This is a genomic window from Sphingomonas insulae (assembly GCF_010450875.1).
In the GTDB taxonomy this organism is placed as follows: Bacteria; Pseudomonadota; Alphaproteobacteria; order Sphingomonadales; family Sphingomonadaceae; genus Sphingomonas; species Sphingomonas insulae.
Genome location: NZ_CP048422.1, coordinates 2,966,259 through 2,982,520, shown reverse-complemented (window position 1 = coordinate 2,982,520; position 16,262 = coordinate 2,966,259). Strand labels below are relative to the sequence as shown.

15 protein-coding genes are annotated in these 16,262 nt (G+C 65.7%); 2 read left to right on the top strand and 13 right to left on the bottom strand.

The window, feature by feature from the left end:
* Positions 1-335: 335 nt before the first annotated feature.
* The 3 genes from GTH33_RS18040 to GTH33_RS15790 are packed head-to-tail and all read right to left on the bottom strand — an operon-like array spanning position 336 to position 3,920.
* Positions 336-2,480, bottom strand: a complete 2,145-nt coding sequence (locus GTH33_RS18040; protein ID WP_163959213.1) for a topoisomerase DNA-binding C4 zinc finger domain-containing protein — start codon at positions 2,478-2,480, stop codon at positions 336-338.
* A complete protein-coding gene (locus GTH33_RS15795) occupies positions 2,477-3,235 on the bottom strand; it encodes a PP2C family serine/threonine-protein phosphatase (RefSeq protein ID WP_163959212.1) in 759 nt (252 codons plus the stop codon). Before GTH33_RS15795 ends, GTH33_RS18040 begins: the two co-directional genes overlap by 4 nt.
* A 7-nt stretch (positions 3,236-3,242) precedes the next feature.
* Complete coding sequence (locus GTH33_RS15790; protein ID WP_163959211.1) at positions 3,243-3,920, bottom strand: vWA domain-containing protein; 678 nt, start codon at positions 3,918-3,920, stop codon at positions 3,243-3,245.
* A 312-nt stretch (positions 3,921-4,232) separates the two neighbouring features.
* Here GTH33_RS15790 and GTH33_RS15780 point away from each other — a divergent pair, with 312 nt between their 5' ends.
* Complete coding sequence (locus GTH33_RS15780) at positions 4,233-4,937, top strand: hypothetical protein (protein ID WP_163959209.1); 705 nt, start codon at positions 4,233-4,235, stop codon at positions 4,935-4,937.
* On the opposite strand, the gene GTH33_RS15775 is transcribed toward GTH33_RS15780, so the two are convergent.
* The 7 genes from GTH33_RS15775 to GTH33_RS15745 all read right to left on the bottom strand — a co-directional run bounded on the left by GTH33_RS15775 (position 4,927) and on the right by GTH33_RS15745 (position 10,973).
* Entirely contained in the window at positions 4,927-6,201 is a 1,275-nt protein-coding gene (locus tag GTH33_RS15775; RefSeq protein WP_208403885.1) for a His-Xaa-Ser system-associated MauG-like protein, read from the bottom strand. The two genes, GTH33_RS15780 and GTH33_RS15775, sit on opposite strands and share 11 nt — an antisense overlap.
* Positions 6,185-6,583: a TIGR03982 family His-Xaa-Ser system protein gene (locus GTH33_RS15770; protein WP_163959208.1), complete on the bottom strand. Its 399-nt coding sequence runs from the start codon at positions 6,581-6,583 to the stop codon at positions 6,185-6,187. The genes GTH33_RS15775 and GTH33_RS15770 overlap by 17 nt, the downstream gene beginning before the upstream one ends.
* Complete coding sequence (gene hxsA, locus GTH33_RS15765; protein WP_163959207.1) at positions 6,558-7,172, bottom strand: His-Xaa-Ser repeat protein HxsA; 615 nt, start codon at positions 7,170-7,172, stop codon at positions 6,558-6,560. Before hxsA ends, GTH33_RS15770 begins: the two co-directional genes overlap by 26 nt.
* Entirely contained in the window at positions 7,169-8,242 is a 1,074-nt protein-coding gene (gene hxsC, locus GTH33_RS15760; protein ID WP_163959206.1) for a His-Xaa-Ser system radical SAM maturase HxsC, read from the bottom strand. The genes hxsA and hxsC overlap by 4 nt, the downstream gene beginning before the upstream one ends.
* Positions 8,239-9,597, bottom strand: coding sequence for a radical SAM protein (locus tag GTH33_RS15755; protein ID WP_243848131.1), 1,359 nt, complete (start codon positions 9,595-9,597; stop codon positions 8,239-8,241). Before GTH33_RS15755 ends, hxsC begins: the two co-directional genes overlap by 4 nt.
* A gap of 256 nt (positions 9,598-9,853) precedes the next feature.
* On the bottom strand, positions 9,854-10,105 hold the full coding sequence (locus tag GTH33_RS15750) for a hypothetical protein (protein ID WP_163959204.1): 252 nt from the start codon (positions 10,103-10,105) through the stop codon (positions 9,854-9,856).
* A 4-nt stretch (positions 10,106-10,109) separates the two neighbouring features.
* On the bottom strand, positions 10,110-10,973 hold the full coding sequence (locus GTH33_RS15745) for a DNA/RNA non-specific endonuclease (RefSeq protein ID WP_163959203.1): 864 nt from the start codon (positions 10,971-10,973) through the stop codon (positions 10,110-10,112).
* A 713-nt stretch (positions 10,974-11,686) separates the two neighbouring features.
* On the opposite strand from GTH33_RS15745, the gene GTH33_RS15740 reads away from it, so the two are divergent.
* A complete protein-coding gene (locus GTH33_RS15740; protein ID WP_163959202.1) occupies positions 11,687-13,057 on the top strand; it encodes a hypothetical protein in 1,371 nt (456 codons plus the stop codon).
* Here GTH33_RS15740 and GTH33_RS15735 read toward each other — a convergent pair.
* From GTH33_RS15735 to GTH33_RS15725, 3 genes are all read right to left on the bottom strand, one after another.
* A complete protein-coding gene (locus tag GTH33_RS15735; RefSeq protein WP_249054917.1) occupies positions 13,054-14,421 on the bottom strand; it encodes an anti-phage deoxyguanosine triphosphatase in 1,368 nt (455 codons plus the stop codon). The two genes, GTH33_RS15740 and GTH33_RS15735, sit on opposite strands and share 4 nt — an antisense overlap.
* Complete coding sequence (locus GTH33_RS15730) at positions 14,418-15,818, bottom strand: hypothetical protein (protein ID WP_163959201.1); 1,401 nt, start codon at positions 15,816-15,818, stop codon at positions 14,418-14,420. The genes GTH33_RS15735 and GTH33_RS15730 overlap by 4 nt, the downstream gene beginning before the upstream one ends.
* A gap of 87 nt (positions 15,819-15,905) precedes the next feature.
* Complete coding sequence (locus GTH33_RS15725; RefSeq protein ID WP_163959200.1) at positions 15,906-16,256, bottom strand: hypothetical protein; 351 nt, start codon at positions 16,254-16,256, stop codon at positions 15,906-15,908.
* Between the last annotated feature and the right edge of the window lie 6 nt (positions 16,257-16,262).

Sequence of the window (16,262 nt, the reverse complement as noted above, 5' to 3'; positions counted from 1 at the left end):
TAAGCAAACGCTCACTTGTTTGAGGAACGGAAACGAAAAATGCGTTTTCATCGTCAAAAAAGGCATTTCTGACTGCAAGATATTCAAATTCGGGGCTGTCTGCCTTTTTGGAAATATAAGTTTGGCGACTTCGATAGGAACGGCAGCAAACCCCCGCTGTTCGCTGATCTGCGTCCCTAGACACGTCGCTTCCGGCGAGCGGCTCAGTCTACATGGATTAATGATCGAAGTCCGGGAGCGAGCAGGGCGGCCTGAACAGCCACCTATGGGTCATCCCGCCCAACGCCCAATGAAAGGAATGGGGCCGTCCCGGCAGGCCGAACGCCCGGTATAGCTCATGTCGACCGGGTGCCTCGACAGGTCGGATACCGCGCACACCCCATGAAGGGCCTGCCGGTGCGCGCGCCCCGATGCGCCGCCCGGCGAATCATGGGACCTCCGCAACTTGGGCAGGCCGGAGTGCCGGCGACTGGCTTGGGAGGCCTAGTCGGCTTCCAAGCCGCTCCACCCACACCGCCGCTTAACGTGGTCGGAGCAGGGCTCGGCGCAATCGTGGGAGCGGCTGTGCCGAGGGCTTCCAGATCGATGCGTGCCTGCTCCAGGTCGTGATAAGCCCGGTTGACCACCGGATCGGACACGGTCATGCGCTGCTCGACCGCCGCTGCGGTCGCACGCAGGTCGGCGGCTCCCGAGGAGAGCTCGCCGCGCAGCCTGCCGGCTTCGTTCGCGATCTCCCGACGGACCCGGTCCTCGTCCTGACGGTCCTGCTGCGTAGGGGAGGGATTGTAGACGAAGCGGCTCTCCACCGAAGCGCGCCAAGCGATCAGCTCCTGCGAGTTGACCGGACCGAAGCCCGGAATTGCCAGCACCCGATCGCGCCTGACCTGCGCGGCGGTGTCGATGCCGTATGACGCCAGCGTGGCGAGCTTGCCGGCGCCGATCCCTCGGATCTTCGCGCGTCTGAGCGGAAAGCTCTCCATGTGCCGCCGCAGCTGGTTCTCCCTCCGCTTGGTCGTCAGTTCACCCAGCCGCCGCTTCTCCTCGCCGGGCAGGCCATCGTAGGTACTCTTGGCCTTCTCCAGCGTCCGGCGGCGTGCGACAGCCTCCTCGATGCCGATGCGCTTCCGCCAATCCACGACAGCGGCCTCGTATGCCGATCGCGCTCGCCCATGGCGCTCGACGAAGCGCCGCAGATCAGAGCCGCCCTGCCAGGTGAGATGGTAGCCCCACCAAGCGAGCGGCAGGCAGAGCAGCCACAGGTCGCCCGACCACCCGAGCAGCGCCGCCGCGACGAGGAGCAGGGCGAGACCCGAGCGGCGTCGGGTCCGTATCGCGCCTGCGAAGGCTGCAACCTCGCTGCTGGATTGCGGTGCGGTCTGCGTCAGAGGGGGCAGCAGCCCGTCGACCGCCGGGAGCCTTACCGCCTGTATGCTCCTCCAGACGCCGGCAAGATCGAAGCCGGCTGCGCCCGGATCGGATCGCGCCGCCCCCTTCGGAAGAGGTGCGACGAACAGCACGATCCCCGACTCGCGCTCCATCCTGCACCACGAGCAGCCGCCCGCCGCACTGGGGAAGTAGTGGATGTCGTTCCTGGAGCACCGCGACAGCCCGCCTTCCAGCCGGCGTAAGGCCTCGGCCCACTGCGGAGGGCGGGGCCGGGCGCTCGGGGCACCGCCGAACGCCGCCTCGAACATGGCGCCGATCTCATCCGGGAACTCCTGCAGACGGGCGGCCCCGGGCGGCGGCGACATGTCGCTCCGCCCCCTGGCCGAATAGGCGAAGCGATGCTCCGCGATCGCCCGCTCGATGGGCATATCTCCGCTGCCCCGATAGCGGCCGACGAACGGATGTCGTCCCATGAAGAGGAGCTGGAAGATCACGATGGCGAGCCCGAACGCGTCGTGCTCCGGCGTCCTTACGATGCCGTCCAGCCGCCGCGACTGCAGTTCGGGAGGCGTGTATTCCGGTACGCCGACGCGGCAGAGGTGACGCTCGCCGAACTGGAAGCTGTCGGCGTCTATGAGCGCCGCCGTCGCCCTGTCCGAGACGAGGATGCCCGAATGGTTGATGTCCCCCACGACCACGCCGGCCTCGTGCACCTTGGCCACTGCCACGGCCACGTTTGCCGCCGACCGCACGAGGAAGCGGTAGTCCGCTTCGGGGAAGGCGACCTTGCGGGCGCCCGGCGCGTAGAGCTCGAAGAGAGGCTTGTGTCCTCGCACCAGACGCATCGCGAAGCCCGCGAACGCGCCACCCGGCCCCTGGACCATCGCAACTGGGAAGGCGACCAGGTCGGAGCGGGCGGCCAGCCCCGCCGCGACCATCGCCTCGATCTTCTCGCGCCTGCGGTCGTCGGGACTGCCGTAGAGCTTGATCGCTTGATCCGGCCGATCCGCCAGGACGAAGACCTCGCCCTCGCCGCCCCGGCCGACCCGTTCGCCGAGCCTCACCGGCCGCCCGCCGATGTAGAGCGGCGTCACGTTCCGCGCCTGCTCGCGACGATCAGGGTCTTGTCGTCGTCCGTGCGGGCGTTGATCGCGTCCGAAGAGAGATACTGCGCCAGCTTGCGGGACAGTGCGCCATCGCGTCCCGCGACCGCGCTCTTCGCCACGGGTTCGCTAATCCCTTGAAAGAAGGGGCGGTGCGGTGCGCCGCCGGCCAGATCGAGCGCGAGACGTTCGATCCCGTCGGTCATCACCGCTATCCGGTCGAGATCGCGATCGGTCCGCTCGATGCGCAGCCGAACCTCGACGTCGTCCGTGACGAAGAAGGTCGTCGACGCGAACTCCCCGTTCTCCGGCCAGCTCAGTGACACCCAGCGGCCGTCGTCGGTCAGCCGTCCGACCGCGGCCCCGTCGCCGACATGGACCGTCAGGGTTCGACCCGGCATCGCGACGACCATGACCAGCGTGGTCGCGAAGTCGCGCGGGCGCAGCCCTCGCCGCTCCGCCGCCGCGGCGATCAGGTCGCGGACGGAGTCGACCCAATCGCCGACGAGCTCGTCAGACGGGAGATCAGTCGAGGTTCGCAGATGCGCTTCCGCCGCGAGGGACAGCCGACGCGCGACGAGCGAGGCTCCCTCGCCCCCACGGCTGGCGCTGCCGGCACCGTCGCAGGCCACGGCGACCAGCGTTCCACCGTTCCCGACGGAGAAGCAGCGAAACGCATCCTGTCTGCGCGTGCCGGTCCTCTCGTGCGATGTTCCGCGGACTGATGCCGCGACCCAGGTCCACATGCGCTCTTCAGTCGGCCACCGCCCAGCCGTTCGGGGCGGCGGGGTTGGCGAGCGGGACCGGCTCCCCCGGATTGGAACGCGACACCGAGCCGAGTGAGCTGGACAGCCAGGCGAACAGCTCGCGGAAGGCCAGGCCCTTCAGCTTCAACGGCGCACGTACCGCAATCTGGCCCAGGGTCGCCATGTCGGCACCTTCGACGCCCGCGGCATAAAACATGAACTCCTTGCGCTCTTCCCCCTGGCGGACGAGATCCGCCGCGCCCGACCATGCGTCGGTCGGTGCGCCATCGGTCATCAGGAAGATCCAGGGACGATAGTAGGCCACGCCATTGGCGCGGTATTCGTCCTTGCGGGCGCGCAGCAGTTCGATGCCGCGCCGTATTGCCTCACCCATCGGGGTGACGCCGCTGGCCTCGAAATGCGGAGGGTAGAAGTTCGAGGCGGACGTGAACTCGGTGGCCACCTGGACCGGACCGAAGGTCACGATCCCCACCTCGACCCTCTTGGCGGCGAGCGCGTCCGCGTTCAGCTCGTCCCGGAAGGCGGTGAGGCCAGCGTTCAGTTCGCCGATCGGTCGACCACCCATCGAACTCGATGTGTCGAGCAGCAGCAGGCAGGGGCATCTCGGCTCCGGATTCTCCGCGAACTCGGCTCCGCCGAACGGCATCTGTTCCAGGTCGGCCATATCATTCCCCCATCGCGGACGGGACGCTTGTCCTCGGCCATGTGGAAGAATAGCCTCTGCTGATGAAATACGGAATGCGGAAACCGAGCCTGCGGAAGAGCATCGCCGCGAGAACCTCGACCAAGAGGATGGTCAGGAACGCTCTCGGCCTGAAGGCACCGCGCGGATACGGCTGGCTGACCAATCCGAAGCGAGCCGCGTACAACCGGGCCTACAATCGGACGACATTCTCGTTCTGGTCCATCCTTCGCAAGCTGCTCCGCTGATCATGCGGACGAACACTCCGAGTGTCCAGCAAGCGAGGGTCCGCTGATGGCCGCGGGCTCGAACGCCGGTCCCGTGACACGTCCCCCCGGCAAGGTGGGCGTAGCGATCGCGCTCGTCGCCGTCTTCCTGCTCGTGCGTGCGCTACGCCCCGACGCGGAGGAGCCTCCGGCTACCGTTGCTCCGCAGCAGGCCGTTGCCGCGCGGCCGATGGCCGCATCGCCGCCGCCCGCCACGAAGGCGACACCTGCGGAGCCCAGCCTGCAGACGATCGTCGGAACGGCAGCCGCCGACGCACGACGATCCGTCGAGGCGCTCGGGTCCTCCGGCGCCAGGCTATACAGCGAGAACTGCTACGCGGCGCTCGCCCCCAGATCCTCCGACAGCGTCCGCGACCGATGCTTCGCCTTCGACCGGATCGCGGGACGCCTGCTCGACGAGGCGGGCGATCAGGCGGAGGCGTTCTGGTTCTCCGAACAGTCCGCGGTCAATAGGTATCGACAGTCGTTCGGCTCCGGCGAAACGGGCGTCGACGCTCGGATTGCGCGAGTCAGCGCCGCCATCGCGGGTCTCGGTCCGACCGCCGCACCGACCGTCTCGAGCTCCGAGGCGGCCCTGATGACTGGCTCCGAAACCATCACGACCGACGGCGAGGAGGCCCCGCAGGCGGTCGAACCGGAAGCGGACGGGACGGATAGGGAGATGACCGCCCCGCCCGAAGCAGACGGCGCGGATCCCGCCCCTAGAAGCTGAGCGTCCGGAGGAAGGCGGCGAGCTGGCGGACCTCCTCGTCCGTGAGAGCCGACGGCAGCGTCTCGCGGGAGGCGGTGCCCAGCCTGGCGTAGAGATCCGACCGCTCGCGCACCGTCATCTCGCGGGTGTCGACGAGGCGCAATGGATCGAAGTGCGCGACGATCGCGTCCTCGAGCCGCACGACCGAACCGGAGTGAGAGTAGGGCGCAGTCTTGGCCACGTTGTAGAGGGGCGGCGTCCTGAAGAGGAAGCGGTCCTTCGGATTCAGAGTGGTGTTGTAGCGGCCCTCGTCGACGCCGAAGCCGTTCTTGCCGAAGCCGGCCTGGGGGAAGGCAACGGAGTGGAACTTCATGTCGCTGAAGTATGGTCCCCCGTGGCAGGCGGCGCAGCGGCCGCGTCCGTAGAACAGCACGCCTCCCGCCATTTCACGCCGCGACAGGGACCCGCCGTCGTGGACGAAGCGCTCGAACCTTGTCGGCCTAATGCGGAAGTTGAAGCGGATGAACGACGCGAGCGCATCCGTGACCTCGCGGAAGGACACCCGGTCGCGCGGCAGGCCGTAGGCGGCGGCCAGCTTCGGACCGATCGCCGGATCGGCGGCGAAGCGGCTGGCGAGCGTCGACTGGATCGAGGCGGCCGCACCCACGTCCTCGGACATGAGCCCGTCGCGGATCTGGGGCGTGTCCGTGACCATCTCGCGCACCTCCACGGATGGGAGATGGGCGGCCACGATCATCGGATCGGTCGAGGGTGCATGAACGCCGAACTGGCTCACGACGCGGCCGTCGACCTTCTGCACCCGTCCGTCCCAGAAGAACGTGTCGAAGCCGCGGCTTCCGCGGCCCCAGAACGGAAGGACGTTGCGGGGCAGGATGCGTCCGCCGCTGTGGAGGCGGGCGGCGCCCGCTCCCTCTCCACCGACGCCGATCGCGTTCGGCAGACCGTCCGCGGAGCCGAACTGGTCCAGATGGCAGTCCTGGCAGCTGATGCGCCCGTTAAGGCTCATGATGGGCGAGGCGAAGATGAGGCGACCGACGTCGTGGCGGGCGGGCACGACCGGGACCGCCAGCTCGCTCGCCCGCACGAAGCCGTTTGCGAGCGCCGCCTTCCGAAGCGCTCCGAGCCGCATGGCATCGGTCGCGGGCGGATCCGTGAAGGTCGACGCCGCCGATCCACTCTCGTCGCTCCGACCGCAGGCGACCAGGACGGCGACAGCGAACAGGGCCGAGCTGACGGCGAGAGTCAGGTTAGAAGCGTATCTCATGGGTCCCCACCACCTCGTCCAGATCGCCCGCCCGCGCCTCGATCGCCTTCAGCCGCATCTGCGCGAGCTCGTCCTCCCGCAGCCCCCATTGGACCAGCCGCTTCTGGTAGAGGTCGTAGTCCTGGCAGACGATGAGCCCCACCTCGCCGGCCTGCAGCGCGAGCCCCGTGTCCCTCGACGGCTCGTCGGCGGCCCGCATCTTGGCTTGGTAGTGATCTCGCATGGCACCGTCGCACTGCTCGACCAGAAGACCATAGTCCTTCTGGTTCCAGCGCATCACCGCCTCGCGCCACACCGGCAGCGCCTGCCACGCGAGCAGCACCCCGGCGACGAGCGCGACCGCATGGGTGACGACCCTATTGCGCGCGAATGCGAAGCGCATCCAGCACCTCGGGCGTGATCGTGCCGGTCACGGTCAGGCTCTTGTCCGTCTGGAACCTGACAAGCGCCGCTCTGGTCTCCTTGCCGACGACGCCGTCGAACGCGCCATGGTAGTAGCCCTGCGCCTGTAGTCCGATCTGCACGCGGCGCACGACCGACTCGATCGTCGCCGTGCTGGGTGGAGTGTAGGTGGAGAACGGGTTGTCGGTGATGGCCGGCGAGGACGGTAGGACCGACGAGTCCGGCGTGCTCCGAGTGTTGCGCGAGCGGGAGCGCGTCGAGGATGAAGAAGACGAGGATGACGGAGCCGTGACGCGAGGTCGGCTCGGCGCCCTCGGCGTGTAGACGGGAGCCCGATAGGTGCCGCTCGAGCCGGACCGATGGCTGCTGTGCGAGGCGTGGCTGGAATGAGAACGGTGCTGCGCCAGGAGGAACCCATGATCCTGCGCGAATCGCTGCACCCACTGGCCGTCGTCCGGATCGGGCCCGCCCGCGGGCGGCGCCGTTCCGGCGTCCTGCGCGTGCAGGGGCGGCAGCGGCGCGATGCCGGCCATCAGGAGGCTGGAGATCATGAACCTGCGCTTCTTCATAGGGGTGTCACCTCTTCGAGGAGGGCTGGAGGATGCCATTCGAAAAATCCCGAGCAGGCGGATCTTGCTCGGCAGGCGGAGCAGGCCTCGCCGAACCGCTGCTTCCAGTCGGATATGGAGGCCACGGCCGCGTGACGAAACGGTTCCGGTACGTGGCACAGCGGCACGTTGAAGAGCCTGGCGCGAACACCGCGGAGCGTCGCCACGTCGAGGGCGTGCCCGACCGGCGCGAAGTCGGCGCGAAGATCGACGTGGAGTTCGCTCCACCGGTTGCGGGCGAAGCCGATGTTCTCCAGTCCCATGAGCGACCACTGCTCGACATGGGCGAGATCGCGCACCACCATGTCCGCGAGATCGACGATGCCGTCGACGGTCGTGCGCGTCAGCACCGTCCGGAGTTCGATCCGCGCTCCGGCGAGCATGAGGTGAGCGAAGCCGTCGATCAGCCGCTCGTAGGCGCCTACCTTGCCGACGATGCGGTCGTGGGTGAGCGGATCGGCCGAGTAGAGCGGGATGCCCCAAACGACCTTCGAGTACTCCGGTCGCCTCAGGCGGAAGACGTCCTCGCGTCGGAAGTGCTGGGCGTTGGTGAGGACGTGGAAGGACAGGTCAGGCCGGGCCGCCAGCACGTCCTCGATCATGCCGAGCAGCCTCTCGCGATGCAGCGTCGGCTCCCCGCCGGTAATGCCGATGGTCATGCCCGCATCGGCCAGCAGACACGCGTCACGCAGCAGGTCGAAGCGGTCGTCGTGCGTCTTCTTCGGCGGTTGCGAGCACATCACGCACAGCTGGTCGCACTGCTCGGTGACCAGCAGCGAATTGTGCCGCGATCCTGATCGAAGGAGCCGGTCGAGCCGACCCTCGGCGGGACGCACCAGCACGACGTCGCCGGAGACCGCCTCGCGCGAATGCTCGATCCTCAGTAGTCCGTGAGGCCCGCTCCACAGACTGTCCTCGGCGGACGAGGCGATGCACCGGCTGCCGCCGGCATCGTTTCCTTCCAAGCCGGCCAGCCGCGTCACGAACGGCGCCTCGGCATCGCTGGAGGCGGCGAGCGCGAGCGGGATCATCGCCGCATCGCCAAGCGGGCGTCGTCTCCCGCCAGGCCGAGCCAGCGCCGCAGGGAGAAGAGCACGGCCTCGTCATCCGAGTGGATCAGCTCGAAGGCGAGATCGAAGAGGTGCAGATGCCGACGGCAGAACTCAGTCTCCGGTCGCGGCAGGTCGATCCTGCCGTAGCGGGCGACGTCGTCGACCAAGTCCCGACCGCAGAACGGCTTGTAGGCACACGCCTCGCAGTGCGGATCGCCGTCGTTGGTGGAGGCGGCGTCCAACGCGGCGCGCTCTGGCGTGTCCCATCCGCGTTCCACGTCCCCGATGGCGAGGTCGATCACGCCCGACCTGGTCAGCATGCGCGCCTCGTCGGTAGGGTAGACCTGCCCGTCGTGATCGATCACGACGTAGTCGCGACCGACCGGGTTCGGATTGCGCAGATCGACGTGTCGGTCCTGTCCCGGCCGGAAGATGCGCCGGAGCAACAGGCTGAAGTAGCTCTCCTCAAGCACGACGGTGCGATCGGCCCAGTTACGCGCGATCAGCGTCCTGACGAACTCCTCGTGGTAGCGCCGCCAATCCGCGTTCAAATCGCGGGCGTGAGGATGCCGCTTGCGGGCGAACCCCTGGTAGTTGATTGGCCTTAGATAGATCGAATGGAGACCCCGCGAGGAGAACGCCCCGATCAGCTCGGAGGCGGGAGGAGGCGAGACGGGATCGATGGTCGGCAGTGCGGAGATCTTTCCGGGTCCGTAGCGATCGAGCAGGAAGTCCAGGTTGCTGAGGAAGATGTCGGTACGATCGACCGCGCCGGTGCGCTGGCGTCCATGCGTGGCGGCTGCACCGTCAAGCGACGTGCTGATCTGGACGTCCTCCCGGTCGAACACGGACAGCACCTCCGGTCCGATTTCCTGAAGGTTCGTGCAGACGACGAAGGTAGCGTCGACGCCGGGAGGAACCGCGTCGATTACCCTGCGGATCAGGTCCGGCCGAAGGGTCGGCTCGCCACCCTGAAACTCGATCTTGACTGCACGCGCCTCCAGACCGCTAATGATGGCCAGCACGGCGGCGAGCCTCTCTTCGGACCAGTCGTGCCTTCGCGAGCCGACATCCGCCCTCGACACCTGACAGTAGGAACAGGCGAGATTGCAGCGGAGCGTCGGAACGAGGATCAGGTAGTCCAACGGACCGGCCGTGCAGCGTCTGCGGGCGGCGGTGAACGTTGCGACGTGCGTCTGCAGACCCGGTCGACGCAGGAGACCAGTCCGTGCCAGGAAAGCGGCGTCACCACTGTCAAGCTCGTCAGCGTCGAGGCGAGCCTGCATCCCGTCATCGGCCAGGAAAAACCTGCCGCCATCGTCGACATGCAGCATTCCCCCTGCCACGCTCCTTCGCCTCGTCCCGAACTGAGAACGGGCGAACGGGCGCCATCGGTCTTTGCTACTCACCGCCCCCAGGGCAGATGCCATCCCTTATCCCCCGGTCAGCCGACATCGAGTTCCGGCCACAACCCGGAAAGGCTAGAACAGCGATGACGATAAGGGAAGATCAATCAGCGATCTTAATTCCAGGTTTTACATGAAGGGATTGTCGATCGTTCCGGCATCTTTGCTCTTGCTCTCGGCGTTATCAAGCAAATGGGTTAGCCACAGCCTGCGTTGTCGCTGCCGCGACCGCAACATGATCCGGTAAATCGTCGGCCTCCAGTTCCTGGCAGATCGCATCGGCGAGCGTCTTCAGCGCCTGCGCCCGCTTCAGCCCCGCCTTGTCGCGGGTGATCTCTAGCGATCCAGACAGCGTGACTGCACCGGTGCCGTTCTCGACGGCCAGCTCGCCGATCGTGGTTGAAGCGGAGTCATCGTCAAAGGGCTTCATCGTCATCAGTTCACCTCTCACGTTCGGCGCGATCGCGCCCGAAATTAGGGAATGCGGGGACCTTGGCCTTAGTTGCAGCCGCCAGCCGCGGAAACGGATCGATCCCGATCCGGCGCGCCAACTCCGCGATTGAAATAACCTGCCAGCGTGGGTTCACGGTGTTGGTGGCGATCCAGGCACCAGCACCCTGACCCGGCACGTACATCGCCTTCCAAGTCGACGTCGGCACCAGCACGCGCCCGTTCAGCGCCTTGATCGTCTTGCCCTCATAGGCCGGTCCCGTGACGACATAGGCGTCACCCAGCTTTGTCGTCAGGGTGCGAACATAGTTCTCCATGTCCGCCCAGCTGTTGCGGTTCAGCGCCCCAATTTGGGGGACGATGTTGGCGAGGCTGAAACTTTCATAGTCCGATTCCTCATCGTTCATGTTGCCCGAGGGTGCCATGTGGCCACGGTCGAACCCTGACCGCACATAGTCCCCCAACTCCGCCCGGTCGGCAGGAGGCAGCCGGGGATCGGCATGAAAGCGGTTATCACGCTGATCGTAGTCGCGCGCAGCCGCGATCCCGGCACGCGTCAGATGCTCCGCGACGTAAAGTGGAGTCCGGGTGATCGCAGAATGCAGGACGACGAAGCGCTGATTGCATAGCTCGGTCGCACTGCGGGACAGCTTCGGATTGACCAGCGCCGGCTCCACTCCACCAGCAAAATGGGTCGGGCATTTGGTCGCCGCCGCTGCCGGCTGGATAGCGACAAGGGCAATGGCGACGCCGATGATCGACGACATGCACCGTGGGAAGCTTAACATTGTCTCTCCATGACCGAACCCGGCGCTCGTGGACAGTGCTGGCTGAACGCTCAGTGTCTGGCTCACTACGCCTTGGCGTAATCGCCCTATCCGTCGATACCGACGCCGAAAGCGAGTTAGACCAGCTTGGAAAGGCGTAACAGCCGCGCTTCTCATCCTCCTCGAAGAGGATGCTACTATCGTTCAAAAATGGGTGAACCGCCAATAGTGAACGGCAGCTGACCACGGAAGAACAGTCCCAATTTATGCCGTTCCAAGCTGCTGGCTGGGTCCGCCCAAGCTGTTGGTCCGCTCACATGAATGAGGGGCAGGTTTGGGGCAGCGGAAGGGGGCGCATGAATGGCCGGGATTGGGTCGTCAGCATGGGTCGTGGCTGCGGCGGGTGTCGACCAAGATGCGTCGTTGGTCGCTCCAAATTTAACGACAGCTTCATGCCAAAACTGCCACTCGGTCGACCTGAAGCCGTCTGGCAGCAACGCGACCAATTAAGGGGCCGTCCCGGGGATGCTTAAGGTTGTAGAGAGCCGCCATTCAGCGTGGCTGAGCGACGTCCGCTATCCTTATCAATCCAGGTCAGGCTGGCGCAGATGCTTCCGTAGCCCTCGTAGCCGCATCGACCCGGCGCTTGAGATACGGCAGGGGTTATCGGTCGACACCGAGCGATTCGCCGTATCTCTTTAACACTACGTCCGGCAGCTTCGTTCTAAGGCTCCATCCTGCTAACAGCCGTCGTTGGCCGATGCCGACGGTGATAGAACGACATGTGCGAGGAACAACGAATGCACTTCCGCAAGGACCGATCGCTCGACGAACTCGCACGCGTCGGCAACGTCGCGCAGTTTGTGAGCTTCGCTCCCGAAGCGGACGTGCCCCCTTCGCAGACATATTCCCGCGTCGCCGGGTACGACGAGAACCACAAGTTCGCGAGCGTATCGGACGCAGCCGTAGCGCTCCTCGAGGCCGCTCCGGACCGCAAGGTGAACGTCAGGAGCTACGCGCCCGAGAGCCCTCGCAGCAGGGAGTTCGTGTACGGGCTAGAGCGAGTGGAAGATGTCCTCGCCAACGTCAAACGGCTGACTCGCGAAGGGCTTCACGTGATCGTCAACGAGACGGTCGATATCGAGGATGGCGGCGTGTCCGGCGTGGTGCAGTCGGGGGTGATCGAATTCGCTCCCGACGATACGCCACGCTGCGTTGAGAAGCCTGGCGTTGCATCACTGCCGCTGGATCTGGGACTACGGCTTCTCGAGACCGTGTATGGCTTCCGGCCGGAACTGGGGACGGGTTCCGGAAGGACGGAGTTCAGCCTGCATCCCAAGCCGCGCGGGTGGAAACAGTCGCGAACCCTGCTGTGGGAGTACGAGGAAGGCGAGAAGGATGAGGCCATGCCTACGATGGTCTGGCCGAACCGTTTCAGCAGACATGTCGGAGACAAGACGTACGGTCTTCTGATGGCCCATCTCATGGGGCTGCCGGTGCCGGACACACTCGCCATCTGCCGCAGGCTTGCCCCTTTCCGCTTCGGCAAAAAAACCGGCGGCAGGGAGACCTGGATCAGAACCTGTCCTAAGGAACCGGAGCCCGGGCTCTTCACTACGCACAAGGGTTGGCTCGATCCCTTTCGGCTTATGATGGAGGAGGATCCTACGGGCGAGAGGATATCTGCAGTGCTGGCGCAGCAGGCGGTCGATGCGCAGTTTTCGGGAGCTGCTGTCGCGGGCGCGGACGGAACTCTGTTCATCGAGGGAATCGCAGGGGAGGGGGACGTCTTCATGCTCGGCCGTCGCGCGCAAGAGCATCTGCCCGACGTGATCAGACGTGACGTCGTAGCCCGCAACAATCAGGCCGTTTCCTTGTTCGGTCCTGTTCGGCTCGAGTGGGTACATGACGGATCGACGGCGTGGATCGTGCAGATGCATCGAGGCAATACCGTCAGCGAGGCGACCGCGATCGTGCCCGGCGAACGGGACACGTGGGTCGAATTTGAGATCTCCTCGGGGCTGGAGGCGCTAAGGGCGTTTCTGCCGACGATCGACGCGGCGACTGGACTGATCATCGTAGGGGAGGTCGGTATGACCAGCCATGTCGCCGACCTAGTCCGGAAGGCGGGAGTGCCGACAAGGGTCAGGTCCGCCCGCGCCATGGACTAGAGGCGGTCGAAGACCGACCCCATGCGGGGGCTGAAGAGCCGTTCGTAGGTCTTGAGCAGGGATCCGTCCGTCATCGACGCGACATAGTCGCAGATGACGCGCTTACTGCGCCCGGCTTTCTCGTAGTCTATGTGTACGGAGGTCGGGAGGAGGCGCCTCGGGTCCGATGCCATCGCCTCGAAGACGGCGACGACCATCCTTTGCCCCTTGAACTCGAGGTGCTGGACGCCCGGACTCTCGATCACCTCGGTGACGACGAGAGACTGGAGGTCGTCGAGCAGTGCCCGATCGTCGGGGCGCAGCAAGGCGCGCAGGGACAGCAGGGGGGTCTCGAAGCTATCCTCTACCTTGAGCGACACAGCGCGCAGGAAGTGGTGCACCAGCCTCCCGATCGCGCGCTTGCGTGCTCCCGGATCGCCGAAGAGGGCGTCGAGGAAGCCATCATAGCCGCCGGTGCCGAGCGGACGGTCGCGCAGGGCGGAGACGAGCGTCTCGCAGCGAGTGGGATCCAGCCTCTCCTGGAAGCAGTCGCGGCCGACGAGACCGAGCGCGATCGCGTCCTCGAGATCGTGTACGCCGTAGGCGATATCATCGGCGACATCCATGATGCTGCAGTCGAAGGACTTGTGCCGTGTTCTGCCGTGACCGCTTTCACCGGCGCGTAGTTCCTCGAACCGCGTCCGGTCAGCTGCGGGGAGGGGCGCGAGAATCCACGAGACGACGTCAGCCTCCTCCTCGTAGTAGGCCTTCACTGGCTTGCAGGAGGCGCGATCCAAAGGGGCGAAGGTCGTCGGACCCGGATCGAGGGCCGGGACAAGTACTGCGTTCAGCGCGGCATTGCGCACGACGGGGTATTTCAGCGTACCGAGCAGTGTCCGACGGGTAAGATCGGCGCCATGGTCGGCGTCATATCCTTCAAGCCGCGCGAGTATCCGAAGTGTCTGGGCATTACCTTCGAAGCCGCCAGCATCCCGCATGCAGTAGTTGAGCGCGAGTTCGCCCCCGTGACCAAATGGCGGGTGCCCGATGTCATGGGCAAGCCCGATCGCCGAGATCAGCGATGTGCTGGGAAGAAGGTCGTCGCTACCAGCCATCGCACCCGAGTGACGCAGCTGCTGCACGACGCCTTCGGCGACTTGCGCTACCTCCATCGAGTGGGTCAGGCGTGTCCGATAGAAATCGTCGTCGCCGAGCGCCAGGATCTGCGTCTTGCCCTGGAGCCGCCGGAAGGATCCCGAGTGGACCACGCGGGCATAGTCTATCCCGTACTCGGATCGGGCGTCGTCGAGATGCCTGAGCCGTCCGCTGCGTCGTTCAGTCCAGAACATCGGCCGGTCTTCCTGTGGCTGGAACGGTGGCGTCAAGCGCCGAGGCTGGTGGTCAGCACCACGAGGCAGCCGATCGCGCCTGCAAGCGCGAGCAACGCGGCGACCACGTGCATTCCCCAGTCGATCGCTACCTGCTTGCGGGAGCTGCGAGCCAGACTGATCGACGTCGCTCGAGACAGCTGGGATATAACCCGTTGCAGCGAGTTGAACAGTCCGGCCTCGCCGTCGGCGAGCGTGGCGCTGAGAACGCCCAGGAGAACGATTGCGATGGTACCGCCGGTCAGGAACGGGTTCCACGCCAGGATCGCTATGGCGCCGTCGCCATGGGCGAAGCTGACACCGTCCTTTGGTGAGCCGGCAGGGTCTCGCGTCTGAACGCCGTTGTGGGCGCTGGTGAGCGAAGCGACCAGCGATATCGCCGATATCGCCGTGGCGACGAAGGCGATCGTCAGCTGGACGAACTGGGCCTTCGCCGCGCTGGCGACGTCGATGCTCGACCGTATCGATTCCTTGAGGTGTGCGAAGTCATAGTCGTAGACGGCAGGTGCCGCTCTGAATCCGCTGGCCTTATCCGGATCGCGGAGGTGCCCCATCATCCCCTGCTGGAATGCCTGCGCGTAGGCGACGATACCGAGCGAGCGGCGCCTGTCGACCAGACCGCCGTCGCGGTTCAGTCGCTCGATCTCCCGGGAGAGACTCCAGAGCGTCTCCCGACGCCAGGCGACCTCCCCGAGGTGACTCGCGTCGGCCTTGTCCGAATTGATCTGAACCAGAGGCGTGATCTGATCGGATGACGGATCGTGGTGGGTGTGATCGTGGACCACGTCCTTGATGAAGAAGTACGCCTGCTCCGCGAACTTGCGCAGGTCGTCTTCGGGATCATCGCTGGCGGGGTCGAGCGTGGGCGTCCCCTTTTCCGCATACCACAGACGGAGCTCCCCTGTGCGGAGCAGCGCGAACTGCACCTCGATACGGTTGAGCGAGCCGTTCATGGCGCGGGAGACGATCTCCTGGTGCAGCGCGTCGAGCTCCGCATCGTCCGGGTTCGCGGGCGCGAGAAGCAGCTCCTCGCGGATCGCCTTGATCGCCACGTCCTGATTGTCTTTCGGGACGGGCTCTTCCTGGTACGGGAAAACGTGCACGCGTCCGACGAGCATGCCCTGCCGGTCGCGCGTCAGGTCGGGATCGACGGGCACGGAGTTGGCAGGCTCGGGGTAGAAGACGCGAGCCGGCCGGGTCTTCCCCTCCATTAGCCAGTGCTGGGTCAGATCCGGCCAGAGGCGACGAACCAGCCACTGCGGCCAGGGATAGTCGTGCGAAGTCCTGCGTTCGATCGCTACGACGAGCCTGGAGGTGCCGTCATGATAGGATCGCGAATAGGCCTCGGCACGTCTGGAGGCTCCGATCACGCTGAAGGAAAGATGGCTGCGCACGTTCGGGACCCAGCCCGCGTAGCTTCTCGTCGCGCCGGCCCAAGGGACCGTCCAATCCTCCTCCTCCATGGAATCTGTCAGCGCGCCCTAGAAGACGTCCTTGGCGATCGTCCGCGTCTCGCCGACGACGAGTCCGCTTGACGTCGATCGGATGCGTATGCCGGCTCTAGTAGAAATCAGCGAGCCGCTGTCCTGCCGTCGAACCTTTGCGCCGATGAAGGGCTTCAGCCTGACGCCCGCACGCGCGAACTCACGAGACTGGGCCGGTCCGCCACGCCGCACGCGTGCAGCCGCGGCCATGAGCGACATGAAAAGGTAGACAAAGAGGGGCAGAAGGATCAGCGCGACAACAACGGCTACCACCCCTAGTGGATTTGGCGTTAACCAATACAAGCAGTAGATCCCTACTGCGGCTGCAATGACTATGATCGTCTTCATTTCTAT